The sequence below is a fragment of the Hymenobacter sp. HD11105 genome (assembly GCF_054051685.1).
The window spans coordinates 1-24,623 of sequence record NZ_JBSWBR010000007.1 but is presented as its reverse complement, the minus strand read 5'-3'; the positions used below and the strand labels follow the sequence as shown (position 1 = coordinate 24,623).

The 24,623-nt window shown below is 56.3% G+C and carries 21 protein-coding genes; 7 read left to right on the top strand and 14 right to left on the bottom strand.

Annotated elements, in window-relative coordinates:
- Positions 1-26: 26 nt before the first annotated feature.
- The 6 genes from ACW9KT_RS17935 to ACW9KT_RS17910 all read right to left on the bottom strand — a co-directional run bounded on the left by ACW9KT_RS17935 (position 27) and on the right by ACW9KT_RS17910 (position 8,037).
- Complete coding sequence (locus ACW9KT_RS17935; protein WP_457082920.1) at positions 27-1,274, bottom strand: ABC transporter permease; 1,248 nt, start codon at positions 1,272-1,274, stop codon at positions 27-29.
- Between the two features lie 150 nt (positions 1,275-1,424).
- Positions 1,425-2,093 (bottom strand): ABC transporter ATP-binding protein, encoded by a 669-nt coding sequence (locus ACW9KT_RS17930; protein WP_457083167.1) that lies wholly within the window; start codon positions 2,091-2,093, stop codon positions 1,425-1,427.
- A 101-nt stretch (positions 2,094-2,194) separates the two neighbouring features.
- The gene (locus tag ACW9KT_RS17925; RefSeq protein ID WP_457082918.1) at positions 2,195-3,679 is read right to left on the bottom strand and encodes a TolC family protein; all 1,485 of its coding nucleotides are present in this window, start codon (positions 3,677-3,679) and stop codon (positions 2,195-2,197) included.
- A 6-nt stretch (positions 3,680-3,685) separates the two neighbouring features.
- Entirely contained in the window at positions 3,686-4,933 is a 1,248-nt protein-coding gene (locus ACW9KT_RS17920; protein WP_457082916.1) for an efflux RND transporter periplasmic adaptor subunit, read from the bottom strand.
- Positions 4,934-5,377: 444 nt separating this feature from the next.
- Positions 5,378-6,892, bottom strand: coding sequence for an OmpA family protein (locus ACW9KT_RS17915; RefSeq protein ID WP_457082914.1), 1,515 nt, complete (start codon positions 6,890-6,892; stop codon positions 5,378-5,380).
- Positions 6,893-6,981: 89 nt separating this feature from the next.
- The gene (locus tag ACW9KT_RS17910; protein ID WP_457082912.1) at positions 6,982-8,037 is read right to left on the bottom strand and encodes an MBL fold metallo-hydrolase; all 1,056 of its coding nucleotides are present in this window, start codon (positions 8,035-8,037) and stop codon (positions 6,982-6,984) included.
- A 200-nt stretch (positions 8,038-8,237) separates the two neighbouring features.
- Between ACW9KT_RS17910 and ACW9KT_RS17905 the strand changes: the two genes are divergently transcribed.
- Positions 8,238-9,161, top strand: coding sequence for a glutamate--tRNA ligase family protein (locus tag ACW9KT_RS17905; RefSeq protein ID WP_457082910.1), 924 nt, complete (start codon positions 8,238-8,240; stop codon positions 9,159-9,161).
- A gap of 137 nt (positions 9,162-9,298) precedes the next feature.
- On the opposite strand, the gene nfi is transcribed toward ACW9KT_RS17905, so the two are convergent.
- Complete coding sequence (nfi, locus tag ACW9KT_RS17900; protein WP_457082908.1) at positions 9,299-10,075, bottom strand: deoxyribonuclease V; 777 nt, start codon at positions 10,073-10,075, stop codon at positions 9,299-9,301.
- 75 nt (positions 10,076-10,150) lie between these two features.
- Here nfi and ACW9KT_RS17895 point away from each other — a divergent pair, with 75 nt between their 5' ends.
- From ACW9KT_RS17895 to ACW9KT_RS17885, 3 genes are all read left to right on the top strand, one after another.
- Complete coding sequence (locus tag ACW9KT_RS17895) at positions 10,151-10,720, top strand: DUF1990 family protein (RefSeq protein ID WP_457082906.1); 570 nt, start codon at positions 10,151-10,153, stop codon at positions 10,718-10,720.
- Positions 10,710-11,366: a DUF1990 domain-containing protein gene (locus ACW9KT_RS17890; RefSeq protein ID WP_457082904.1), complete on the top strand. Its 657-nt coding sequence runs from the start codon at positions 10,710-10,712 to the stop codon at positions 11,364-11,366. The genes ACW9KT_RS17895 and ACW9KT_RS17890 overlap by 11 nt, the downstream gene beginning before the upstream one ends.
- Before the next feature lie 142 nt (positions 11,367-11,508).
- On the top strand, positions 11,509-12,552 hold the full coding sequence (locus tag ACW9KT_RS17885; protein WP_457082902.1) for an NAD(P)-dependent alcohol dehydrogenase: 1,044 nt from the start codon (positions 11,509-11,511) through the stop codon (positions 12,550-12,552).
- Between the two features lie 448 nt (positions 12,553-13,000).
- Here the strand turns inward: ACW9KT_RS17885 and ACW9KT_RS17880 are convergent, their stop codons facing one another.
- Both ACW9KT_RS17880 and ACW9KT_RS17875 read right to left on the bottom strand, forming a co-directional pair.
- On the bottom strand, positions 13,001-13,297 hold the full coding sequence (locus tag ACW9KT_RS17880) for a DUF3817 domain-containing protein (RefSeq protein ID WP_457082900.1): 297 nt from the start codon (positions 13,295-13,297) through the stop codon (positions 13,001-13,003).
- 61 nt (positions 13,298-13,358) lie between these two features.
- Entirely contained in the window at positions 13,359-14,555 is a 1,197-nt protein-coding gene (locus tag ACW9KT_RS17875; protein WP_457082898.1) for a pyridoxal phosphate-dependent aminotransferase, read from the bottom strand.
- A 65-nt stretch (positions 14,556-14,620) separates the two neighbouring features.
- Between ACW9KT_RS17875 and ACW9KT_RS17870 the strand changes: the two genes are divergently transcribed.
- Positions 14,621-15,148 (top strand): DinB family protein, encoded by a 528-nt coding sequence (locus tag ACW9KT_RS17870; RefSeq protein ID WP_457082896.1) that lies wholly within the window; start codon positions 14,621-14,623, stop codon positions 15,146-15,148.
- A gap of 184 nt (positions 15,149-15,332) precedes the next feature.
- The gene (locus tag ACW9KT_RS17865; protein ID WP_457082894.1) at positions 15,333-16,409 is read left to right on the top strand and encodes a chemotaxis protein CheB; all 1,077 of its coding nucleotides are present in this window, start codon (positions 15,333-15,335) and stop codon (positions 16,407-16,409) included.
- Positions 16,410-16,511: 102 nt separating this feature from the next.
- On the opposite strand, the gene ACW9KT_RS17860 is transcribed toward ACW9KT_RS17865, so the two are convergent.
- Complete coding sequence (locus ACW9KT_RS17860) at positions 16,512-16,985, bottom strand: c-type cytochrome (RefSeq protein ID WP_457082892.1); 474 nt, start codon at positions 16,983-16,985, stop codon at positions 16,512-16,514.
- A gap of 7 nt (positions 16,986-16,992) precedes the next feature.
- Positions 16,993-18,273 (bottom strand): PQQ-dependent sugar dehydrogenase, encoded by a 1,281-nt coding sequence (locus ACW9KT_RS17855; RefSeq protein ID WP_457082890.1) that lies wholly within the window; start codon positions 18,271-18,273, stop codon positions 16,993-16,995.
- 234 nt (positions 18,274-18,507) lie between these two features.
- Between ACW9KT_RS17855 and ACW9KT_RS17850 the strand changes: the two genes are divergently transcribed.
- Positions 18,508-19,338: a phosphatase PAP2 family protein gene (locus ACW9KT_RS17850; RefSeq protein ID WP_457082888.1), complete on the top strand. Its 831-nt coding sequence runs from the start codon at positions 18,508-18,510 to the stop codon at positions 19,336-19,338.
- A 344-nt stretch (positions 19,339-19,682) separates the two neighbouring features.
- Here ACW9KT_RS17850 and icd read toward each other — a convergent pair whose 3' ends face one another.
- From icd to ACW9KT_RS17835, 3 genes are all read right to left on the bottom strand, one after another.
- Positions 19,683-20,948, bottom strand: a complete 1,266-nt coding sequence (gene icd, locus ACW9KT_RS17845) for an NADP-dependent isocitrate dehydrogenase (protein WP_457082886.1) — start codon at positions 20,946-20,948, stop codon at positions 19,683-19,685.
- A 160-nt stretch (positions 20,949-21,108) separates the two neighbouring features.
- Positions 21,109-24,084 carry a M16 family metallopeptidase gene (locus tag ACW9KT_RS17840; protein ID WP_457082884.1) on the bottom strand — a complete coding sequence of 992 codons (2,976 nt, stop codon included), beginning with the start codon at positions 24,082-24,084 and terminating at the stop codon, positions 21,109-21,111.
- Between the two features lie 256 nt (positions 24,085-24,340).
- Positions 24,341-24,623 (bottom strand): hypothetical protein (locus ACW9KT_RS17835; protein WP_457082882.1); only part of this gene is annotated, 283 nt, incomplete at its 5' end.

Below are 24,623 nucleotides of genomic sequence, written 5' to 3'. Positions count from 1 at the left end.
GGGAGGAAGAGGCTAGGGAAATACGATTAGTTCGTGCCGCCTTTCAGGGCCTGAATGGGCTGCACCCTGGACATTTTGAAGGCTGGATACACGCCCGACAGCACCCCAAAAAACACGGTAGCTAGAAGGGCCCAGACAAACACGCGCAGATTGAGCGTGAATTGGGCGTAGGGAATAAAGTTGGAGTCGCTGATTAACTCCAGAGCGCCGTAGGCCATCAAGAGTCCCAGTAGCGCACCGAGTAGCGTTAGAAAGATATTTTCAATCAGGAACTGCCCTACCAGCGTGGCGCTAGTAGCCCCAAAGGCCTTACGCACCCCGATTTCGGAGCTACGCTCCATGATGCGGCTCAGGTTGATATTTACCAGATTTAGCGCCGGCAGCGACATGAAGAGCATGGCCAAGCCAAAAATGATAAAGTAAAAGGTCACCAAGTGGTTCGATTCTGACTCACCCCGACCTACGATCTGGCGCGTGATAGAAGCCATCAGGCCATCGGCGTGAGTATGTATCTCTTTTATATCGGGATTCGGGATGGCCACGCGCTGCACTACTTGCTGAAACTCGGCCTCAATGGCGTCTAGGTGAGTGCCTTCCGGGGCGAGCATCACGGCGAAATAATCGCCCTCCAGCACGGGGTTGCGAATATCGGCCTTGGTAGTGGTCATAGGAGCCCACACTTCGGCGTAAGAATTGAAGCGCAGCAATGGCACATCGCTTACCACGCCAATCACCCGAAATGTGCTTTGGTCTACCTCGATGGTGCGGCCTACTACGCCCTGAGCCTGGCCGAAATAGTCGCGAGCCGTGGTTTCCGAAATCACCGCTACGCGGTTGGCATTGCGCAGGTCCGTGGCGTTGTAGGGCTTGCCTTCGAGAAAATGAAAGTCAAATATTTCCCAGAACACGTTGTCGGTGAAGCGCAGGTCGAGTTCTAGCTTCTTGTTGCCCACGTAGCTGGGCGTGGCATGGAACACCGAGTAAATGGCCACCTTCTCGGGCGTCTTCATGGTGCGCACGTACTTCTCGAGAAAGTAGGGGCTGGGCGGGGTATTCATTTGCCCCCCATCCTTGAAGCGCTGGCTTATAAACGAGACAAACGCCATGCGCTTGATGCGCGACTCCGGCGCGTGGGCGCCCTGAAAGTGGTCAGTCATGGCCACAATCACCAGCAGCACCATAAGTGTAAAGCTGATGCCAAACAGGCTGATGAAGGTGAAGAACTTGCGTCGCAGCAAGACCTTCCAAGCGATTTTGAGATAGGAGAGAAGCATGGGAATTCGAAGTGAGAATGAGCATCAAATAGAAGCGGCAGTGGCTGCGGGCGGCCCGGCAGATTCGGGCCACCCGAGCCGGAGGTGACCGTGCCCACTACCAGAGCGCAGATCACCAAATGGCCAGTTCACAGAAAGAACTACATGGGTTTAGCTAACCTGGCTGCCATCGAAAAAGCGAATGAGGCGCTCCGTTTTCAGGGCTTGCTGCTCGTCGTGGGTCACCATCACGATGGTGGTGCCATCTTGCCGGTTCAGGCCGAGCAGCAGCTCCATGATTTCCTCGCCCATCACCGAGTCGAGGTTGCCGGTGGGCTCATCGGCCAGAATGATTTCGGGGCGGCCGGCTAGGGCGCGGGCAATAGCGACGCGCTGACGCTGACCACCGGAAAGCTGACTGGGAAAGTGTGTAGTACGGGCACTAAGACCTACTTTATCTAGCGCTTCGTGGGCTCGCTGCCGCCGCTCTTTGCCCCCCACACCGGCGCGGTAGAGCAAGGGCAGCTCCACGTTGTCGAGCACTGAGAGGTCATTAATCAAATGATAACTCTGAAAGACGAAGCCGATTTTTTGGTTGCGCAAGTGCGCTAGTTCCTTATCGGAGTACGACTTCACCGGCCGGCCATCGAGCTCCAGCGTGCCCGCCGTGGGCTCATCCAGCAGTCCAATTATGCTGAGTAGCGTCGACTTGCCGCAGCCCGAAGGCCCCATCACCGACACAAACTCACCTTTGTTGATGGTCAGGTTTACCCGGTTCAGCGCCACCGTCTCGATGGTTTTCGTTTGGTAGACTTTCTCGATATCAGTGAGCTTAATCATGGGCGGCGCGGTAGCAATTATGGACGAAGGAGAGGTGGGCCGAGGCTGAATGGTAGTCGAGTTCATGGCTGGAGAAATGAAGTGTCTTTCTGGAAGAATAATTACTTGCTGGCAATCAGGGGGCGTTGGCGTTCGAAGTCGTAAAGCGTAAGGGCCCGCAAGCGGTAGTAGGCTATCCAGCCAGCGCGCAGAGCCAGAATGTAGGCACGTTTGGCTTGGTCTTTCTCGGCTAAAGCAATGTTCAAATCAGTCAGGCTGTAGCGGCCGACTTGGTAGGTGGCGCGAGCAATATCGTAGCGGCGCTGGGCCAGCGTGTCGGCGCGGGCGGCCAGGGCCAGTTGCTCGCTTAGGGTGCTCAGCTGGGAGGCTTGGGCCAGTACCGTTTGCTCGAAGGTGGCTTGGTTTTGCTGCACGTTGCGCTGAATCTGCTGGCGCGTCAGCTCGGCAGTTTTGATGATGGACTTTTGCCGGCCCCAATCAACCAAAGGCATCGAAAATGCCAGACGCACCTGCTGCTGATTCTGCGGGTCCTGGTAGCTTTCCACGAAGCGGTCGGAGCGGTTTACGTAGCCCAGGTTGGCGGTCAAACTCGCACGCAGGCCGGTGGTTCCTTTAGCACCGGCCACACTGCTATCGGCTTGCAGCAGCTGGCGTTGATAGGTGAGCATTTCGCTGCGGTTTTGGCGGGCTAGGCTCAGGGCTTGCTCGGGCGCTACCACCAGCTGGGCCGGGGGCGGCGGTACCAGCAGGGCCACGGCTGCGCCTCCAACGCTGGTGTAGTTCTGCAATTCTAAAGCGGCGTTCTGAGCATCCAGCACGGCTTGTCCCTGATTGCGGCGGGCGGTGAGCACATTTACTTCTAGCTGTAATAAGTCGTTCTGAGACAGCCGGCCGAGTTGGTAACGCTCCTTACCCGTGCGCAGCATCTCTTCGTTGGCGCGCACGTTCTGGCCGGCTACCTCGGCGTTTACTTGCTGTTGCAATACATCAAAATACAGCTCCGTGACGCGCTGAGCGATGCTTTCGCGCTGGGCCACGAACTGCCGCTGCGACTCCTCGTAGCGAAGCGGCTCGATGCGCCGCGCCCAGTACAAGGAGTTGTAGCCGCCGATTTGTTGAGTGAGACCGATGATGGCTGGCGTGGTGTTATAGCGGCGCTGCCCGCGGTCGAAGTCGTCGAAGCGCTGCACCTCCGAGCCAACGAAAATTTGCCCCCCAGTAAGCCCAATGTTCTGACTCAGGGTCACGGCTAGGTTGGAATTGTTGATGCGCACAGCCCGAAAATCAGTGGTGCCATCGGGCTGCACAACGGGCGCGATATTGCGACTAAACTCCGGAACAACGCCTTGTAAACCAAGCTGAGGCATAAACGTAGCCCGGTACGTGCGCCACCGCCAGTAGCTGGTTTCGCGGGTGGTCTGGGCCTGCTGGGCTATGGCCGACTGACCAAGCGCCAGCTCAATTACTTCCGCTAAGCTCAGCGGCTGTTGGGCCTGAATAGGAAAAGTCAAAGCAAGCAGCAAGCCGATGCAAGCGAATCGCGCGCCGTTGAAAAGGGTTCTGGGGGGCATTTTAGAGCGTAGCATGGCGCGTTAGGGCTTTATGGTTAGCTCGGGGGTATCAATAAAATCTTTGGTGTCGGTCAGGATGATTTCGTCGCCGGGGCGCAGGCCGTCGGTTATCTGCACGAAATCGAAGTTGCTGTCGCCGAAGCGCACAGTGCGGCGCACGGCTTTGTCGCCTTCTACCACAAACACTGCCTGCTCATTGCCACCTTGGTAGAAAGGACCGTTTTTGACCCGCAGTACGCCTTTATGCGCCTTCGTCACCACGTACACATCCACGCGCAGATTGGAGCGCAAAGCGGGGTGATGGTCCTCGTCGAGCTTAGCGTAAAACGTAACCACGCCCTTATCCGCCGCCGGGCTCACGGTGCTGATGGTGCCGCGCAAGTCGGTGTCGTTTATTCTGACTATCACCGGGTCGCCCACATGCAGCGCGTCGGCGTAGGCATCGGAAATGGTGGCTCGCACCCGGAAGCTGCTTAGGTCGGCCACGCGGGCCAGCACGTCCCCTTGGTTCACGGTCGCGCCGATGTCTTCGTTTACCCACGTGAGCACACCGGGCTGCTGGGCGCTGATGTCGGCTTGCCCTAGCTTACGGGCCAATTCGGTAATGCTTCGGTCCTGAATCTGCATGGTGAAGCCCAACTCGCGGGCGTCGGCGGCGTTGGCTTGGCGCTGGTTGCGAATCTGGTCTTGTAGGCGTTGAAGCTCCAGCTTGGCTAGGCGTAGGTTTAGCTCGGCCTGACGCACATTTTCGGCCGTGCCGCTGCCTATTTTCAGCAGATACTCCTCGTCGCGCAAGGTTGATTCCAAACTGCGGATTTTCACTTGCTGCACTTGCTCCTGGCTCCGCAGATCATTTAGCGTGCGCTCCAGAGTCAGGTTAAGCTGAGTGCTTTTGTTACGGTTTTGCAGCTGCGCGTCCTGAAGCTTGGCCAGCTCGCTGCTAGTTAAATCTTTATCAAGTTCCAGAATGGTTTGCCCCGGCTGCACCGCCGCGCCCACCGCCAGCGCTACCCGCCGCACCGTCGATTGGATAGGGCTGGTAATTACCGCTTCCCGGCCTGGAATCACGAAGCCCGTGGCCGTCAAAGAAGCCTCAAGGTCGCCAATTTCGGCCGTTGTAGTGAGAATATTCTGACGCTTAATGCTGGGTTGTAGCACGCTTCGAAAAGCCACCAGCACCGCAACGGCTCCCAGCACTACCAAGCCGGCAAGCAGCCACGTACGACGGCGGCGCTGGAGGTGGGTGGCGGGAGAAATAGCTCTGTCCATTTTTAGGTTGAAAGTAGATGGTTTCTATCCTAGATAGCCAAGCGCTATGCCAATCGTGTAAATAGTTAATAATGAGTGTTTTGTGAGTTAGATATGGTATCAGTGGGCTGAAAAAAGTGTCCATTTTTGGACAGTGTGTCCAGTATTGAAAGTCGAAATGAACAAGTCTGAACAACTTGCTTGAACAGTGTAGAGACGCATATTTGCGTCTTGACGTCTGCGCCGTTTGGTTGAAGCTAGCCTGTAATGAGGATCTTGAATCAGGTGTTTAACGATTAAACAACATCAGCAACGACCTCAACCACCCCAGCCCTCGCTGCGCGGTGGCGTCCCCTCCTCAGATGAGGAGGGGAGTTGTCGTTTTATCATGAAAGTTCTTGACAACAAAAAAGCGGCAAGCCATAGTGGCTTGCCGCTTTTTTAGCTGGTGCTATAGCCTGGGAGCTATTTCTGCTCGCCTTCGGGCTTGGGCGTTTCGTTGGCTTCTTCGGGCAGGAAGAGGTCGAACTCGACGCGGCGGTTAAGGGCGCGACCGGCGGCAGTGGCGTTGGTCGTGATGGGTTTAGTTTCACCGTAGCCGCGCGACTCAATGCGTTCGGCAGGAATGCCTTTGCTGAGCATGTAGGTGCGGGCAGCAGCGGCGCGGTCATCGGACAGCTTCAGGTTGTAGGCGTCGCTGCCTTGGCTGTCGGTGTGGCCGGCGATGCTCAGGTTGTAGTCGGGATACTCATTGAGCACTTTCGCTAGATCTTCGAGCGTGGGGTAAGAGCTCGGCTTGAGTACTGCTTTGTTCAACTCAAACTGAATGAACTTGGTAGCAGCCTCTAGACGTTTTTTCGTCTCTACTTTAATCTCGGGGCAGCCGCGGTTGGAAGCGGGACCAGCCGAGTTGGGGCAGCGGTCCTGGAAGTCGGGCACGCCGTCGCCATCGGTGTCAATAGGGCAGCCAGTAGCGTCTACTTTTACGCCGGCTGGGGTATCGGGGCACTTGTCGTCAGCATCCGTTACGCCGTCATTATCGGCGTCGGGGCAACCTTGTAGTTCGGCTTTGCCGGGCGTGTCGGGGCATTTGTCGTCACCGTCGCGTATGCCGTCACCGTCGCGGTCGGGGCAGCCTTCCAAAGCGGCCAAACCAGCTTCAGTAGGGCACTTATCCTGGTAGTCTGGTACACCATCACCGTCGCCATCAAGTGGGCAGCCATTGGCATCCACAGCTACGCCGGCGGGGGTGCCGGGGCACTTGTCTTTGCGGTCGGGTACGCCGTCGCCATCTTCATCTTTAGCCCGGCCAACATTAACGGTGATACCGGCTGAATGCTGCAGGTAGCGGTCATTCAGATCGCCAGCGTCGACGTTGTCAATCGTGTTAGTCAGGGCATAGATCTGGCCTGTCTGCACGAAGATGCCGAAAGAAGGGGAGAAGTTCAGGGCAATACCGGCGGCGCCTTGCAGGTAAGCGGCGTAATGGTCCTTGTTGCCTAGGAACTGCTCACCCGCGCCTACGTTGCTGAACTTATCCGAGGAGGCAATCATCAAGCCCGGCGCCAGGCTCAGGTAAGGAGCAAACACGGCGTCCTCTTTCAGGGCCCAGCCGTTGTTGAGCTTGAACTTGACCGGCACCCCAATGGTAGTCACGTTCGCGTCGAAGCGACGGATGGCGGCGGGCAGGTTATCAATGGCCTTGAGCGTCTTGGTTGAGAACTTCATGTCCCCGTAGTTGGCCGAGATGCCGATGTCCAGGCCCGGCGTGATATAGCGCGAGAGGGTAATACCGCCGCCGTACTCGATCTTGTTGGACTTGAACCACTCCGAGCCCAAGTCGCCCTTGTACTGGAGAGTGCTGCCATAAAGGCTAATGCCGGTCTTGCGGTCCGCGCTCTGCGCGTGCCCCTCGGGAGCCGCCGTCAGCAGCGCTGCTCCCAAAAGGAAAGATTTGGATATAGTAGAGAGTAGTTTCACGAGAATGGGTAAGGAGAAGAATTTTATTGGATTTGAGCTATATACTGAGAATTGTGAAAATGGTTTCTTTAGGCTCAGCATTGTTGAGCTTAATCTTGCATAGTCCATCCGGCTCCCTCCGGTAAGACTAGGAAAGCACTGTCGGCCAAGTTGTTAGCTCGCAATGCCTTTCGCAGGTCAATTATGGGCTCTTCGAGACCATCATCGGCAAGCTGGAAAGTGCCGAAATGAGTAGCAATGCTGCGCCGGGCGCCCAAATCTTGGTGGGCTTGCACGGCCTCAGCGGGGGATATGTGGATCGGCGACATAAACCACTCGGGCTTGTAGGCGCCAATAGGCAGAATGGCCAACGCAATGGGTCCCAGCCGCTGACCAATTTCTTTGAAAAAAGCTCCATAGCCCGTGTCGCCGGCATAGTAGAGGTTGCCGCGGCTCGTGCCCATCACCCAGCCAGCCCACAGCGTCGCGTCGCGGTCGCGCAGGCCACGGCCGGAAAAGTGCTGAGCGGGCGTGGCCATAAGCTGCACGGTGGCGCTCAGCGGCAAGGCCTGCCACCAATCCAGCTCCGTTACATTGCTGATTTTCTTCTCATCCAGAAACGCTTTGATGCCCAGCCCGACGAAGATGCGGGGCTGGTCGCGGGCAGCCAGCCGCCGCAGGGTATTCACGTCGAGGTGGTCGTAGTGGTTGTGACTGATGACAATGGCATCGATGGGGGGCAAGTCGTCGAAGCGCAGGCCCGGGGGGCGCAGGCGCTTAGGGCCAATCCATTGGTAGGGGCTGGTGCGCTCGCTCCAGATGGGGTCAGTCAGCACGTTCAAACTGTCGAATTGCAACAGAAAAGTGCCATGATTAACGAACGTGACGCGCACCTGGCCGCGGCCTACGCGGGTCGGTGGCTTGGGTCCGGGCTGTAGATTGGGCTGCTCGGGCCACTCGCCTTTGTCGCGGTTGAGCATCCATTTTAGCAGAGGACTCATGCCTTCCTGGGCTTTTACTCCACCCGCATTCTGGAAGGTCTTGCCATCAAAGTGGTCGGAAACTGGTCCACGGTACTTGGGCGCGGAAATCGTACAACTGACGACAAAGCCGCCAGCAGCCAGCAGCACCAATAAACCGAAGGCCCAGAATAAATAGCGACGCATAGAGAGGTTGAAATGACTTCTCGTTTTACCGGCTTGCCCGGCAAAGGTTTTCCTCAGGCTAGGGCGGTCTGAACTGCGGCCGTTAATCAGCTAGCAGCGCCGCATTTAAACCGCTTTTATTGATGAAGGCAAAGAAGTAAAGAACGGCTCGAATGCAGGCCGTGCGTTGCGGACCGACTGTGCGTAATTTGCCCCCCAGCATGGTCCACCCAGTTTTCACTAGCCCTATTCGCGGCCGCTTGGCGCCTACGCCCAGCGGCTACTTGCACCTGGGCAATGCCGTGAACTTTGTGCTGACCTGGCTGCTCGTGCGCCGGGCTGGCGGCACCCTACACCTGCGCATCGACGACCTCGACCGCGCCCGCCTACGTCCTGCTTACCTGGAAAACATTTTCCACACCATCCGCTGGCTCGGCCTCGACTACGACACGGGCCCCCGCGACCCCGCCGAGTTTGAGCAGGAATATTCCCAGCTGCATCACTTGGCTGAATACCAGGCCGTGCTCGATGCTCTGCGCCAGCAGCTGGGACTAGTGTATGCTTGCACTTGCTCGCGCACCTCCAATTTGCCCCCCCAACTCGATACCGGCAAGGAAATCGGCTGCCCTGGATGCCACGCTACTTTTGCTACCCCCAGCACCGCCTGGCGCGTGCGCGTTCCCGCCACGCCGTTGGCTGTAATTGATACCTGGCGCGGACCTTTACAAGTAGCGCTGGTCGATACCATGGGCGACTTCGTGGTGCGTAAAAAAGACGGCCTCCCCGCATACCAGCTAGCCTCCCTCGCCGACGATCTGCGCCTGGGTACTACCCTCATCGTGCGCGGAGAGGATTTGCTGCCCAGCACGGCAGCCCAGCTTTTCCTGGCAGCTCAATTACCTGCTACGGCCGGTTTTGCAGCAACCAAATTTGTGCATCACGCCTTGCTTCCCGGCCCTGGGGGGCAAAAGTTATCTAAGTCGCAGCAGCAACCGCTGGATCGGGGCATAATAGGCGCAGCCAACTCTCCTCGCCCTGTGTACGCTGCCGTAGCTGAGCTGCTGGAGCTGCCTAAAGCTGCTTCAGAATCATTAACCGCTTTACAGCAGGCGTTTGTGGATTCTGGAGTCGGTAGGGTAGTTTGATGATTAGAATAACTTACTCACACCGTCATGCAAAGCGCAGCGAAGGATCTCGCGTGTTTAGCAGGACTACTAATCAACGACCGCACGCGAGATGCCTCGCTGCGCTCTGCATGACCGCCTAGCAAGGAAAATTCAGCTCAGCGAATCTCCTTTTTAAACTGCTCAGCCCAATGATCTGCTAGTCGCGTGGGCTCTGGCAGCTTATAGCCGCGGGTGCAGGCTATGGCCAAGCGAGTTGCAGTAATTTGGTCGCAGCGGTGGCCGGGGCTCACAAACACGGGTAGTACCTTGTCTTTGGTGCGCAACACTTCCCCAATGAGCTCTCCTTTGTCGAGCAAGGGCGAGCGGCTGCCGGCAGCGGGTGCGGGTTCCTCAAACTTGCCGGTGAGCAGGCTTTTGGCAACGCCGAAGGTAGGTACATCGAGCAGTACGCCCAAGTGAGCGGCAATGCCCATACGACGCTTGTGCGCAATGCCGTGGCCGTCTACCATTATCACGTCGGGCTTCTGTTGAAGCTTTTTGTAGGCTTCCAGCAAGTTCGGCGCTTCTCGAAAAGCTAGAAAGCCGGGCACATACGGCACCGTCACGGGACCCACGTTATAAACCTTTTCCAACAGCTCCAGGGATGGGTAATGCAGTAGCACGAACACTGACAGAATTGTTTCGGGCGTCGGGAAAGAGGAGTCGCAGCCGGCAATGAAGGTGGGCTCGGCACGGAGCGGCTCCAGCCGAACGCGGGTGCGCATTTCTTCCTGCTGTTGGGTCAGGTCGCGAACTACAATGGGGTCGGCGGGCGGGTGGTAGGGGCGGTACATAGGGTGGGAGCGGGGCTGGGGGGCAAATTTTCCTTCTACGGCCGGTTTGTCGAAAAGCTGGAAGAAGTTTGATGCAATGCGCCAAAAGAAGCGGGGCACCACCCATCATAAAAATCAACCCTATGTGCTTGCCTGCGTTAAGTAAACCCTACGGACGCTTTAGCCCCGAACCCCATGAGCAAACCCGAACAACCAGCCAGTACGGGCACCGGGCCCTTTTTTGAGCGCTGTTATCAGGTTTCCTTTCAGCACTCCAACCAGTCGGCCGCCGAGCTGTTCCACACCATCACCTGCGAAGTAGAGCGTTTCTCGCCCGATCTATTGGCTAATTTTGAGAAAACAAAAGGCGCCGGCCATTGCCTGGCCGTAGGCGACGAGTTCAAGATTCGCATTCTAGGGCCCTGGAACGGCAGTGTGCGCGTGACCGAAATGGGAGACGATTACTTCGAGATGGTGACACTTGAAAACCATCCTGAGGCGGGCCGTATCCGGTTTTCTCTGCGCAAACATCCACTGTTGCCAGATACCTTGCAGTTTGAAATTCATTCTTGGGCGCGCTCCCGCGATGGTCTGGTAGCCTTTACTTACGACACGCTGGGCATTGGCAAGAAAGTACAGGAGCAAACGTGGCGCACGTTCTGCGAGCGGGTTGCCGACTACTGCGGCGGGCTGCCGCTAGGGCCCGTATCGGTTGAAACAATAAAGCAGCACGAAGCCGGAACGGAGGTAAAGCATGAGGCCTAAGTCTGCCACTGCGCCACCACTGTGGGAGCGGTACCACGACCGCCTCTCCGCCTTCAATGAGGCTAAATACAACTTCGACCCCGAGCACGCCCACGAGTACACCACCGCCACTGGCTGGAACGTAGATGATTACGCGACTGATTTGCCCCCCGAGGTGCCTGGCCCGCCCGCCGAACACGGCTCTTGGGCGGCGGCCCGTCAAGTGCTGCTCAACTACACCTTCCCGCCGCCCGACCTGATTACCGGCATCTTCGTGCCGGATGCGCCTTTGGAAAAGCGCACGCTGCTGCTGCGCGGGCAGTTCCTGGGCTTCAGTTTCTGGTTTGGGGTGCGGGTGGGGGGCGTTTTCGACGAAACCCGCGACACCCCAGCTGGCCCCGAGCAGGTGTGGGGCTACAACTACCGCACGCTGGAAGGCCATTTTGAGCGCGGTGAAATCAACTTCACCGTGCACAAAAACTTAGAAACCGGTCGGGTTGAGTTTCGTATCCATGCGTACTCACAGCTCGGAAGGATTCGTAATCCGTTTTACTGGCTGGGCTTTAAGTTATTTGGCCGCATGTTGCAGCGGCGCTTCGGTCGCGAGTCGCTGCGGCGAATGCGCGCACAGGTGGAAGAAGCGCTAGCCACGGGCGTGCTTACTTAGCTTTCCACAAAATGTTTATAACCTGTTGATAACTAAAGCAAAACGCCGTTTAACGTAGATTGAGCGGTCGAGTTGGTAAACTTCCCACTCGGCAGTGAGTTAATGATTTTCGCTCTTTTTCCTACTCTCCAAAACCAACACCATGACCCAAGTAAAAGGCTACGCAGCCGAAACGGCCAACGCGCTCCTCACTCCCTTCAACTTTGAGCGCCGCGAAGTAGGCCCGCACGATGTGCAAATAGAGATTCTGTTCTGTGGCGTGTGTCACTCCGATGTGCATCAGGTGCGCGACGAGTGGGGTGGCTCTATCTTCCCAATGGTACCCGGCCACGAAATCGTAGGCCGCGTCACGCAGGTGGGTCAGCACGTCAAAAACTTCAAAGAAGGTGACCTGGCTGGGGTCGGCTGTATGGTCGATTCTTGCCGCACGTGTTCAAGCTGTGAGCAGCAACTGGAGCAGTACTGCGAAGTGGGCTTTGTGGGCACGTATAACGGCCGCGAATACAAAACCCAAGAGCCAACCTACGGTGGCTATTCCAACCAGGTAGTCGTAGACGAAAACTTCGTGCTACGGGTATCGGACAAGCTGGATTTGGCACGGGTAGCGCCGCTGCTGTGTGCAGGTATTACTACCTATTCGCCCCTGCGGCAGTGGAAGGTAAAGGAAGGCGACCGGGTAGGCGTGATGGGCCTCGGCGGACTGGGCCACATGGCCGTAAAGCTGGCCGCTGCGATGGGCGCCGAGGTAACCGTACTCAGCACCTCGCCCAACAAGGAGGAAGATGCCAAAGCTCTGGGTGCCCACAAATTTGTGGTAACCAAGGACAAGGACGCCATGAAGAGCGTCCAGAACTACTTCGACATTATCATCAACACCGTATCAGCCCCGCTGGATCTGAATCAGTACATCGCCACGCTGCGCCTGGATGGCACGATGGTGTTGCTTGGCGTACCGCCAGAAGCACCACAGGTTCACGCCTTCAACCTCATTGCCAAGCGTCGCCGCCTCGCCGGCTCGCTTATCGGTGGCATTGCCGAAACGCAGGAGATGCTGGACTTCTGCGCCGAGCACAACATCATGTCGGACGTCGAAATCATCCCGATGGACAACATCAACGAAGCCTATGACCGCATGGTAAAAAGCGACGTGAAGTACCGCTTCGTGATTGATATGGCAACGTTGTAAAAAGCCAACTTCCAAAACAAAAAAGGCCGTCAGCAATGACGGCTTTTTTTTGTTTTGGAAGTTGCCAGTAAAGAAAAGGTAGTTGGCAAACTTCGCCTTACATAGATAAGGCGTGGCCCACTTGTAATGCGCTGCCCGGTTAGGCGATATATCACCTACAATCACTCACTTAGTCAACCCGGTGCGCCATGATTTATGCCTTCCCAATCTTTACAGATGAATGTAGCCAGTCTCCAAAACAGCGAAAACGAGCCAACCGCTTCGCTTTGCTGCTTTTTACGCTCACTGCTCTAGCCGGATTGACAGTTAAGTACCTGTCTTGATTAGCCAAAAAAAGCTCTCTTAGCTGTAACGTAGCCAGGAGAGCTTTTGAGTTTTGAACAAGGGCAAGCAGCACTGTTACCCTTTTTATTGAGGTGTTGATGCGATGCAGTCCAGGAAAAATAGGCTACTCTCGAAACAGCTTTTTGTCGGCGTAAAAAGGACCGAATGGCACCAGCGAGGCCAGAAAAGCCAGCACCGTTTTCTTAAAGGACCAACTCCGCTCAATAGCCGCCATAATTACCAGCAGCACATACAGCACAAACAGCAGGCCGTGGGCCATACCCACCATACGTACCGCTTCGGGCTGGCCGGCTAGGTATTTCAGGGGCATGGCAATGCCGAGGAGTACGAGAAAAGAAAGGCCTTCGAGAAAACCAACGATGCGCAGGCGACCGAGGGTGGAGCTTAATAAAGCGAGCATAGGAAATAAAGTATCTGGGGGGCAAAAGTACGACCTGACAACACGCCGGAGCGCTAAGGAGTTACAATGTCCGGCCTGGATAAACTGCTAAGGCTTGTTCCAGGCAGGTTAACGCAGCATTTAGCTTATCGAAGTTGAGCACGTAGGCCAGGCGCACTTCGTTGTGGCCACGGCCGGGGGTGGCGTAAAAGCCCGCCGCGGGCGTAATCATCACCGTCTGATTCTCGTACGAAAACGACTCCAGCAGCCATTGCCCGAAGCGCTGGCAATCGTCGACGGGCAGCTGGGCCATCACGTAGAAAGCGCCGCCCGGTAGGGGGCATTCTACGCCGGGCATGGCGCGTAGGCGGCTCACCATCAGGTCGCGGCGAGCCAGATACTCGGTTTTAGTGGCGTCGAAGTAGGTGGGGGGCAAATCGGTGGCGGCCTCACCTAGTAGTTGCGCCAAGCCGGGCGGGCTAATCCGCATCTGGGCAAACTTCAGGGCCACGGCATACAGCTCTTTGTTTTTCGTAACAAAAGCTCCCAAACGGGCTCCGCACGCACTGTAGCGCTTCGAAATGGTATCGAGCAAGACCACGTGCTCGTCTACGCCCGAGAGGTGCAGGGCGCTTACGTAGGGCGAATCGTAGCAGAATTCGCGGTAGGCTTCGTCGGAAAACAAATACAGATGGTGGCGCAGGCAGATGTCGCGCAGCTGCTCTAGCTCCTCGCGCCGGTATACGTGGCCCGTTGGGTTATTCGGGTTGCAAATCAGAATAGCCTTGGTACGCGGGGTAATAACGCGCTCAAACTCCTCGATGGGCGGCAGCGCAAAGCCATTTTCTATGTGAGCCAATACCGGCACAATATGCACGCCGGCCGCCACGGTGAAAGCCGTGTAGGCGCCATAAAAAGGCTCCGACATAATGACCTCGTCGCCCGGGTTTAGGCAGCTCAGCATGGCAAAGAGAATAGCCTCCGAGCCCCCGGCCGTGACGATGATTTCGTCGGCGCTTACCTGGATGCCGACACGCTCGTAGTAGGCGGCCAGCTTCTGACGGTAGCTCTCGTGGCCGGCGCTGGCGCTGTACTCCAGCACCCGAATATCGGCTTTCTGCACCGCTGCTAGCACCGCGGGGGGCGTTTCTATATCGGGCTGACCGATATTTAAGTAATACACCTGGAGGCCGCGTTTCCGGGCCGCATCGGCGTGGGGCAACAACTTCCTAAAAGGCGACACCGGCATGGCGTGGCCTCGCTTCGATACTTCCAACATGCCCAAAGATACGGCCGTATGGAGAATTGCTCATGTATTGTCTCCTCACTTCTTCCCCATAAAAAATGCCCCCCACCGACACCCGCGAAGTTTGGCTGCGCGGCCCCCTGCCCGATGTGCCACCCTTGCTCCAGCCCGTAGCGCACGCCCTGCTCCAGGCCCGCGAAGAAGTAGCCGAGCTGCTGCGCGATTTTCCGGACGATCTGCTTTGGCAGAAGCCAGCGGGTGTAGCCTCAGTCGGCTTTCACCTCCAGCATCTCACTGGCGTACTCAGCCGCCTTTTCACTTACGCCCAAGGTCAGCAGCTCACCTCCGAGCAGCTAGCGGCGCTGGCTACAGAAGGAAAAAGCCCCCCAGTTGGCAGTTCAGGGCCCGCTCTGGTGCAAGCTTTCCATGAGCAGGTAGAACGCGCCCTCGTTCAGCTCCGCGCAACCGCCGAACCCACCCTGACGGAAACCCGCGGCGTAGGACGGGCCCAACTGCCATCTACGGTGCTGGGGCTGCTGGTGCACGCCGCCGAGCATACCATGCGCCACGTGGGGCAGCTTTCGGTAACGGTGCGCGTATTACGCAATACACAAGCAAACAGCTGATTGCTGCTAAGTAGCAGGTTGCGCTATGGCTGCCTGAAGAGGCTGGGAGCCGTCGGCAACATAAGCGGCTCCTCCGCAGCACTGCCAGTTTATGCTTCTTCTATAAGAAAGCCCTTTTCAGCTTAGTGCAATTGTTTCATTTGCATTTATGCCTCCTTCAGCTATTATTATTATTATTATAGCTATGAAGCAGCCTAAGAACGGAAAAAGTCAAAAACAGCAGCGCGATATTGTGGTCATTGGCGCATCGTCGGGGGGCGTTTCAGCGTTGCTGGAGCTGGTAAAAACCTTGCCGGCTGATTTTCCGGCTCCCATTTTTGTAGTACAGCACGTGCCAGCCGACTCGCACAGCTTTCTGCCGCAGCTTATGAACTCGGTATCGTCGCTAAAGGCCAAGCACCCCGAGGATGGCGAGCCGGTGGAGGCCGGTACTATCTATGTAGCTCCGCCCGATCATCACCTGTTGGTCGAAGACGATAAAGTGCTTGTCAAGCGCGGGCCCAAGGAGAATCGGTTCCGACCTTCCATCGATGCCCTGTTTCGCTCGGCGGCGTATTCCTACGGCTCACGGGTTATAGGCGTCGTGCTGACGGGCTACCTCGACGATGGTACCTCGGGACTATACTGCTTGCAACGGCTGGGTGGGCTGGCTGTAGTACAAAACCCACGCGATGCCCAGTCGCCGGCCATGCCGTCCAATGCCTTGGAGTTTGTGAAAGCCGACCATGTCGTGTCCCTGGCCGAGTTAGGAGCGTTGCTAGTGCAATTGACCATGCAGCCGGCACCTGCCAAATCCCGCATGACCAAGCAAGAGCTGGATCTGCTGGAAGTAGAGATAACCATTGCCAAGCATGGCAACGCCTACGAAATGGGCATTATTGAGCGAGGCGAGCCAACCCAGTTTACCTGCCCGGATTGCCACGGCGTGATGACTAAGCTGATCGAAGGCAAGCTGATCCGCTTCCGCTGCCATACGGGACATGCCTACACCATCAGCGCCCTGCTATCAGAGGTAACCGAGTCAGTGGAAAGTATGCTCTATCAATCTATGCGCGGGCTGGAAGAAACTAAAATGCTGCTGGAGAATCTAAGCAGGCATTTCAGTGATGAGAAACAGTCCACAATAGCCGCCCTATTTCAACGCAAAGCAGACCAAGCGGGCAAACAAGCACGCTTAGTTCACGACTCAATTCTAAAGCACGAATCGCTCAGCGGCGACTTACAGTTTCGGAAAAAGAGGGGTAAAGCGAAGGAAGAGTAAGTACAAAACACAGCTTTCGTCTGCCACTTCCCATTGTAACCCAAAAAGGCCGCTCTTATCCAAAGATAGGAGCGGCTTTTTTAAGTTGGGGTAAGTTTGTAGTTACTTTTTGTTCGTGGCCCGAATAGCTTTCACCTCAGCGGGAGCCACGACGCTGGCTTTGTTGCCGAAGCTATTGCGCACATAAGTCAGCACATCGGCAATCTGCTGGTCGGAGAGGGCATTGAAGGCGGGCATTACATTGCCGTAAGGCTCGCCATCAATGTCTTCGTCCTCTAGTCCATTGAGTATTACTTTAACCAAGCGGGTTTTGTCGCCCAGCACCCAAGTGGTGCCGTTTAGGGGCGGGTTCATTCTCTCTACGCCGCCACCATCGGCCAGGTGGCAGGTCAGGCAGTTTTGGGTGTACACCGCTTTGCCCGCCGCAATGGTAGCCGCCGATACAGCAGCAGTTTTAGGTGCCGCTGCAGCTGCTTTAGTAGCGGCGGGTTTGGCTTTGGGGGGCGTTTTTTGTTGGGCAATGGCCGACTGACTATGCCACACCAGTGCGCACACCACAGCGAGGAGATACTTCATTAAAAACTTATTTTTTAGCGTAAACAATGCGGTAAATCGTGCCCTGCTTGTCGTCGGTAACGTAGAGCGAGCCATCGGGACCTTGCGCCAGGCCGCAAGGCTTGTGGTCGGGCCGACCAGCAGCGGCTTTGTCGGGCGTGCCGGCAAAGTTGTCGGCGAATACTTCCCAGTCGCCTGAGGGCTTCCCATCTTTGAAGGGCTGGAAGGCAATGTAATACCCTTTCTGAGGCTCAGGAGCCCGGTTCCAGGAGCCGTGGAAGGCAATGAAGGCGCCGTTGCGGTATTTCTCGGGGAACATAGTGCCGGTGTAGAACAGCAGGGCATTGGGCGCCGTGTGGGCGGGGTAGGCCGCGGTGGGCTCCAGGAAATTACCGGTGGCTTCTTTCTTGCCGTCGCCGCCGTACTCGGGGGCCATCATCTTTTTGCGCTGGGTGTTGTCGTAGTACACGTAGGGCCAGCCGGCGTTATCACCTTTCTTCAGGGCGTACATGCACTCGGCCGGCAGCTCCGCCGACTGCTTTGTGTCGTAGAGCTCCGGGAAGTTGTCGTGCAACTGGTCGCGGCCGTGCTGCATCACGAAGAGTTGGTTGGTTTGGGTGTTCCAATCGAGGCCCACTACGTTGCGCAGGCCGGTGGCGTAGCGGGTGCCATTGCTGTAGGTTTGGTTGAGCTTATCGGCTCTGAACTGCCAGATGCCCCCGGCCGAATCCAGAATGGGGCAATTAGGAATGCCCAAAGAGCCTTTCTGCCGGTCCTTCACCTGACAGGCGTTGGAATATGCCCCAATATTGACGTACAGATTGCCTTCCTTATCCTGAGCAATAGACTTGCTCTCGTGCTGGCGCCGGTTGATGAGGCCCGTAACGATTTTTTCGGGCTGAGTCGGGTTGGTCACTTCGCCTTTGGCGTTGAGCTTGTAGCGAAATACTTCCTGATCCGAAGACGCGTACAGAAAGTCGGGTACACTGTAAATGCCCGTGCCACCGTAGTTGCTGAAGCCATTTATCACTTCAGCCTTGCCGCCGCTGGTTTCGCGCAGCATCAAAATGCCTTTGCCCTCCTTGTTTGGCCGGTTCAGCTTCACATAAATAGTGCCCTGGGGCGTGACAGTGATGTGACGGGTGCGGGCCCCAGTTTCTGCCACTTTCAGAGCGCCAAAGCCGGCAGGTAGTTTGAGGCCGGCGTTGTCGGGGTCGGCTACTACCTTATTTTCGTTTTTGAGGGCCACTAACGACAAACTCCCGACGAGAGCCGTGGAGAGCAGTAGATAGCGAGATAAGTTCTTCATGGGTAGAGTTGGTTCTGTAAAGCGGAGTATACGGGTTGCGCTGGCAAATAAAGCATTTGCCGCCAAGAAGGTAACAGCACCCGACAACACGGGCGCCGCAGGGAGCGTTCGCTCCCTTGGGCGCAACTAAACCTCTCCCACATTACAGCCAGAATTTGCTCCCCAGGAGTCGTGTCGGCCGCATCAACCTTCCTGTTGAGTTCGCCGTTTCAGCCTCAATCCACTTTCCCCTCTATGAAATACTTCTCCTCTCTCCTGATCTCCGTCACCCTCTTGCTGGCACCTAAGCCCGCAGCTACAGCTCAGCAGTCATCTTCCCCTTATCGTACCCGATTTGCCGTCGATGCGCCCATTACCCTGGGTCTGGGTGCCGTTGGTGGCTTGGGCCTCTACCTAGTACAGCAGAAAAGTGGCCTGAGCGACGCTGAACTGGCCGCTCTCGACAAAAACGATATTCCCAAGTTCGACCGTTTCACGGCCGGCAATTACAGCAACCGGGCCCAAACCGTGGGCGACTACCTCACCTACGGCTCCTTGGTGGCGGCTCCTGGCCTGCTGGCCCTCGATCAAGATGTACGCGGCCACTACGGCCAGATACTTGGACTCTACCTCCAGGCCATGACCTCTTCCGCTGCCATCTTCACTATGACGGTGGGCACTGTTACTCGCTACCGCCCGTTCCTGTACGGCTCGGAAGGGGGCGGCGACCGCAACAGCAAGATTTCTACCAACTCATTTATGTCCGGCCACACGGCCCACACGGCCACCGCTACCTTCTTCGCGGCCAAAGTATTCCACGATTTCAACCCGGATTCACCTGCCGAACCCTTCGTGTGGGGGGCCGCCGCCTTGGTACCGGCAGCAGTAGCCTATTCCCGTATGGAAGCCGGCAAACATTTCCTCTCCGATAACATCGTTGGCTACGTCGTGGGCGCCACGGCTGGTATTGTGGTGCCACAGCTGCATAAAACCGCCGGCCGCAACGGCTTCTCTATGGTTCCTATTCAGGGAGTGAACGTGAACGGGTATTCGTATGGTGGCCTGCTGATCACCAAGAAGCTGTAGAGTAAAAGCGTAAAAAGCCCCCACGCCCCCGAAACGCAGCTGGCGCGAGTTTAGCGTAGCGTAACTCGTGACCAATCATGCCGGGAGGGTGCGCCTCCCCACCAGAACGACCGCGCCGCCCAGGTTAACTAGGCGGCGCGGTTTCATTTTGCCGCTAGCGCGACAGTGGAGGTACAACCTCCACTTCAAGGCTTGTCACGAGCTACAAGCTCGCGCCATTGAGGGACACGAATTTCTGAAAGTGAGAATGTAATTTCTTTTATCATAATAATTAACTAAAAACCCCGCGCCAGCCAAAGCCAACGCGGGGTTTTCTATTTGGTAAATTGGCGGAGACCAATCCACTACATATCCTTAATAATCTCGTCGCCAAACTCGCTGCATTTCAACAGCGTGGCGCCTTCCATCAAGCGCTCGAAGTCGTAGGTGACGCGCTTGGAGGCGATGGCGGTTTCGAGTCCTTTGTAGATCAGGTCGGCGGCTTCCTGCCAGCCCAGGTGCTCCAGCATCAGGGCGCCGGACAGAATTACCGAGCCGGGGTTTACTTTGTCCTGGCCGGCGTACTTTGGGGCCGTACCGTGGGTCGCTTCGAAGATGGCGTGGCCGGTGAGGTAATTGATATTGGCCCCCGGCGCGATGCCGATACCGCCCACGATGGCGGCCAGCGCGTCGGAGATATAGTCACCATTCAGGTTCAGGGTAGCTACCACCGAGTAGTCGGCCGGGCGGAGCAGGATCTGTTGGAGGAAGGCGTCGGCAATGCTATCCTTAATCAGGATTTTGCCACCGTCGAGAGCGGCTTTCTGCTGGGCGTTGGCTACTTCCTGGCCCTGCTTAGCCGCCACGCGGTCGTACTGGGCCCAGGTATACACTTTGTCGCTGAACTCGCGCTCGGCTAGCTCATAACCCCAAGTCTTGAACGCGCCTTCGGTGAACTTCATGATGTTGCCCTTGTGCACGATGGTCACAGAAGGCTTCTTGTGCTCGATGGCGTACTGAATAGCCGCGCGTACCAGTCGCTCCGTGCCTTCTTTCGACACCGGCTTGATGCCAAACGACGACGTTTCGGGAAAGCGAATCTTCTTTACGCCCATCTCGTCTTGCAGAAACTCCAACATCTTCTGGGCCTGGGGCGTGCCGTTCATGTATTCGATGCCGGCGTAGATATCCTCGGTGTTTTCGCGGAAGATAACCATGTCGGTCAGCTCAGGCTGCTTCACGGGCGAGGGCACACCATCAAACCAGCGAACGGGACGCACGCACGCGTACAGGTCCAACTCTTGGCGCAAAGCCACATTCAGGGAACGAATGCCCCCACCCACGGGGGTGGTCAGGGGGCCTTTTATACCTACCAGATATTCACGAAAAGCGTCGAGGGTCTCGTTGGGCAGCCAGTTGCCGGTTTGCTTAAATGACTTTTCGCCGGCCATCACCTCTTTCCACATCAATTGGCGCTTGCCACCGTAGGCCTTCTCCACGGCCGCATCAAGCACTCTCCGGGAAGCAGCCCAAATGTCTGGCCCCGTACCATCACCCTCGATGAAGGGAATGGTAGGCTTGTCAGGTACATTCAGCTTGCCGTTTTTGATGGTGATCTTCTGTTCTGCCATTGTTAAGAGTTGTCAGTGGTTAGTTGACAGTTATTAGTGGAGATTGGAGTTAATTTCTTGGTGCTGGGGGCAATTTTGGTTCTTGGCTAGTAAAGCTTTGTTGGTAATGCTTGCTCTCAGATTCTTGCCAGACAACGAAGCACCAACTACTGAGCTTTACTTAATACCCAAATATCTCTTTTAGGGTAAGCTGCTCCACTTTGCCATACTTAGCCAGCTCTTTGAAGTTAAGGCGGTCTTTCGAGCCAATAACTAGAATAGTTTGGGCCTGATTCTTCACTTTAGCTTCCTGGAATTTTTTAAGGTTATCGAAGCTCATGTTGTACGTCTGCTCGTACACGTCGCGGCGCAGGTCGTAGTCGAGGCCGAGGCGCTTGGCGCGCTCGTAGCTGAAGAGGATGTCCGACTTGGTGATGCGCTCAGTGGCAATGCTGTTGCGGATAGAGTTCTTGGCGATTTGCAGGTTAGCTTCGGCTACGGGCATATCGTTAAGTAAGGTGGCCATGCCGGTCATAGCCTCGGGCAACTTGTCGCTCTGGGTACCGATGTAGCTCATCACGTAGTTGGAGCGGCCCTGCTTGTCGGCGTTGGAGTAGCGCGAGGAAGCCGAGTAAGCCAGTGCCTTAGATTCGCGCAATTCCTGAAATACGATGCTGCCCATGCCACCGCCGAAGTACTCGTTGTACAAGCTCACCGTGGGCACTAAGGTTTTGTCGTACACGTCGCCCTTAGTCAGGAATAGGATTTCGGCCTGCACCATGTTGTAGTCCACCCAGTACACCTTGCGGTCCTTCATAGGCTGCTCGGCGAAATCCTTGTTGGCGGGCACGGGCGTGAGCGTGGGGGGCGTTTTGTGGGCCGTGTTCAGCACTGCTACCAACCCGTCGGCTGGCCGTGGCCCGTAGTACAGCGCGCGGTGCTGGTACGACGTCAGCTTCTTGGTCAGAGCCGTCAGATCCTGAGGCTTCAGCGCCTTTAGCTCCTTCTCAGAAAGCTGGCTGGTAAAGGGGTTCTTAGGGCCGTATTTGGCGTAGTTCACCATCGCCTGGCTCAGAATTACCTGCTTGTTCAGCTTGGCATCCTTGCGGGCTTTGAGTACACCGGCTGCCATGTCGTTGAGCGCTTTGGCATCCGGCTTAGGGTTAGCCAGCAGGCTTTCGAATAGCTGTAAGGCTGGCTCAAAGTTGGTGTCGAGACCCGCCAGGCTCACGTATACGCGGTCTTGGCCACTACTCACACTGAACGAGCAGCCCAACTTATAGAACTCTTGCTGCAGTTGCGCTGCCGAGTATTTATCGGTGCCGAGGTATTGCAGATAGTCGGCCGCCAGACCCAGCTTCGGGTCGTTATTGGTGCCAAGGTCGAGGATATAATACAGATTAAATAGCTCGTTCTCCGTGTTTTTGGTGTAAAACACCGGCACGCCCGAAGCCAGCTTCAGTTCTTGGATATCTTTCTTGAAATCAACGAATACAGGCTGCAACTCCGGAGTCGGCTTGTCTACTACTTCCTTGTAGAAAGTCGAGGCTACCTCCCGGTTCACTGGCACTGGCGTAATAGCGGGCTTTACCACTTTGGGCGTGCTCGTGTCTCTGCCCGTACGCTTGTAGATGAGAGCGTAGCCAGGACCATAGTACTGATTGGCCACGCGCATCACATCCTCCTTCGTTACGGCAGCGAACTCGTCGTATTGCTTTAGGTAATCCTGCCAAGGCATGCGCGCCACGAAAGCGGCCACAAAAGCACCGGCACGCGACTCGTTGCTTTCGTAGCTCTTGGTGCGCTGGAGCTTTTCGTTGTTGATAATGGCCGGAATCAGCCACTCTGGGAAGTCGCCCTTCTTCACCTTATCCAACTGAGCTAGCAGCAAATCGCGCACCTGGTTCAGGCTCTGACCCTGGCGAGGCGTCGCGTAAAGGATGTGGGAAGAGTAATCGTTGTTGATATCCGTGAACGAAGCCGCCTGCAATACCTTCTGCTGCTGGTTCAGATTCAAGTCAATCAGGCCGGCTTGCCCGTTGGTTAGGATCTTATCAATCATGCGCAGCACTACCGCGTCCGGCGTAGTAGTACCCGGAAAACGGAAGCCCAGCATGACGTTCTCAGCGTCGGGGCCTACTATTTCCTTCACAATGGGCGCCGTAATCGGGGCTTCCTGCGCAACGGTAAACGTTGGCTCGGCCTTGCGGGGTAGCTTGCCGAAGTACTGGTCAATGATGCGGATGGTCTGGTCGTAATCCAGGTCGCCGCTTAGGGCCAAGGCTACGTTGTTCGGCACGTAGTACTTGTCAAAGTAGGCCTTAATCTCCGTGATAGAGGGGTTTTGCAAGTGCTCAATGGTACCGATGGTGGTCTGAGTGCCGTACTGGTGCTTTTGGTAGAGGCTGGCGTTCAGGGCCTGAAACTCCTTGCTGAAATCATTGTCCAGAGTACGGTTCTTCTCCTCATACACGGCCTCCAATTCCGTGTGAAACAGGCGTGGCACCATCTCACCTAAGCGCTCGGCCTGAATAGCGGCCCACTTCTCCAACTGGTTGCTCGGGATATCCTCCTGATACACCGTCTGCTCCACCGAGGTATAAGCATTGGAGCCCTTGGAGCCGATGGCGCCCATGACCTTGTCGTACTCGTTAGCCACGGCATACTTGGCCGCCACCCCCGATATAGAGTCGATTTGATGATAGAGCTTCTTGCGCTGAGCTACGTCGCGAGTGCTGCGGTACTGCTCGTAGAGGGCCTCAATCTTAGCTAGTTCCGTCTTCTCCGCTTCCCAGTTTTGGGTGCCCAGGCGCGAGGTGCCTTTGAACACCATGTGTTCGAGGTAGTGGGCCAGGCCGGTGGCAGTGCTCGGGTCGTTTTTGGACCCTGCCCGCACGGCTAGGTAAGTCTGAATGCGCGGGGCATCGTCATAATCCGACAAATAGACTGTCAGACCGTTATCAAGAGTGTAAATACGCGCCTTGAGCGGGTCGCCTTCTACGGTTTCGTATTTGTACTCTTTGGTGGCTGGGGCAGTAGTTTGGGCCGAGGCCCCCGTGCTGCTGCTGCCAGGTGCGGCCGTTTTAGTCGATTGGCATTGAGTGGCCAAGCCAAGCGCAGCGATGGCCGGAAATAGGAGCAGAAAGGGTTTTTTCACAGAATTTCCGGGGCAGAAAACAGGGCAGAGCAATAAGAAATCAAAGATACTTGGTCAGGGCTGGAATTAAAAACGATACAGCATTTAGGTAAGATTATGCTGTACCAAACCCGGCAGCCGGCGCCTGCATCCGTCCTTGATTTGCCGCATCGCTTAGCAGGCTAGAGCCTAGGGAACGTTAGCGTTTTAGTTGGCGCCTTGCGGGAATGATTACAGGTTAGAAAAAGCCCCCCAGAACTAGTCTGGGGGGCTTTTTCTAACGTTTCTTTTGCCTATAGATGGAGAGGATGGGAAGGCCATCGGCCTCGATTGTGTGCACCTCGCGCCACAACTCCAAGCTGTCAGGGGACGAATGCGAATAATGAGGCGGCCGGTAATTTGTCAGAAAGTAGCGGGCTTCAGATTGGTTATCTTTCCAGATGTACTGTAGGCGGGCCTTTTGCTCCGGCGCCAGCAGCAAACCGCCACAGTAGAGGAGAGTAGGATCCCCGTAATAAGTAATCTTGGGACTGGAGTCGTGGGCGAGAATCCACTCCAGA

Coding starts and splice junctions, on each gene's coding strand:
- ACW9KT_RS17935 (WP_457082920.1), bottom strand. CDS start 1,274: ATGCTTCTCTCCTATCTCAAAATCGCTTGGAAGGTCTTGCTGCGACGC.
- ACW9KT_RS17930 (WP_457083167.1), bottom strand. CDS start 2,093: ATGATTAAGCTCACTGATATCGAGAAAGTCTACCAAACGAAAACCATC.
- ACW9KT_RS17925 (WP_457082918.1), bottom strand. CDS start 3,679: ATGCTACGCTCTAAAATGCCCCCCAGAACCCTTTTCAACGGCGCGCGA.
- ACW9KT_RS17920 (WP_457082916.1), bottom strand. CDS start 4,933: ATGGACAGAGCTATTTCTCCCGCCACCCACCTCCAGCGCCGCCGTCGT.
- ACW9KT_RS17910 (WP_457082912.1), bottom strand. CDS start 8,037: ATGCGTCGCTATTTATTCTGGGCCTTCGGTTTATTGGTGCTGCTGGCT.
- ACW9KT_RS17905 (WP_457082910.1), top strand. CDS start 8,238: ATGGTCCACCCAGTTTTCACTAGCCCTATTCGCGGCCGCTTGGCGCCT.
- ACW9KT_RS17895 (WP_457082906.1), top strand. CDS start 10,151: ATGAGCAAACCCGAACAACCAGCCAGTACGGGCACCGGGCCCTTTTTT.
- ACW9KT_RS17890 (WP_457082904.1), top strand. CDS start 10,710: ATGAGGCCTAAGTCTGCCACTGCGCCACCACTGTGGGAGCGGTACCAC.
- ACW9KT_RS17885 (WP_457082902.1), top strand. CDS start 11,509: ATGACCCAAGTAAAAGGCTACGCAGCCGAAACGGCCAACGCGCTCCTC.
- ACW9KT_RS17880 (WP_457082900.1), bottom strand. CDS start 13,297: ATGCTCGCTTTATTAAGCTCCACCCTCGGTCGCCTGCGCATCGTTGGT.
- ACW9KT_RS17875 (WP_457082898.1), bottom strand. CDS start 14,555: ATGTTGGAAGTATCGAAGCGAGGCCACGCCATGCCGGTGTCGCCTTTT.
- ACW9KT_RS17870 (WP_457082896.1), top strand. CDS start 14,621: ATGCCCCCCACCGACACCCGCGAAGTTTGGCTGCGCGGCCCCCTGCCC.
- ACW9KT_RS17865 (WP_457082894.1), top strand. CDS start 15,333: ATGAAGCAGCCTAAGAACGGAAAAAGTCAAAAACAGCAGCGCGATATT.
- ACW9KT_RS17860 (WP_457082892.1), bottom strand. CDS start 16,985: ATGAAGTATCTCCTCGCTGTGGTGTGCGCACTGGTGTGGCATAGTCAG.
- ACW9KT_RS17855 (WP_457082890.1), bottom strand. CDS start 18,273: ATGAAGAACTTATCTCGCTATCTACTGCTCTCCACGGCTCTCGTCGGG.
- ACW9KT_RS17850 (WP_457082888.1), top strand. CDS start 18,508: ATGAAATACTTCTCCTCTCTCCTGATCTCCGTCACCCTCTTGCTGGCA.
- icd (WP_457082886.1), bottom strand. CDS start 20,948: ATGGCAGAACAGAAGATCACCATCAAAAACGGCAAGCTGAATGTACCT.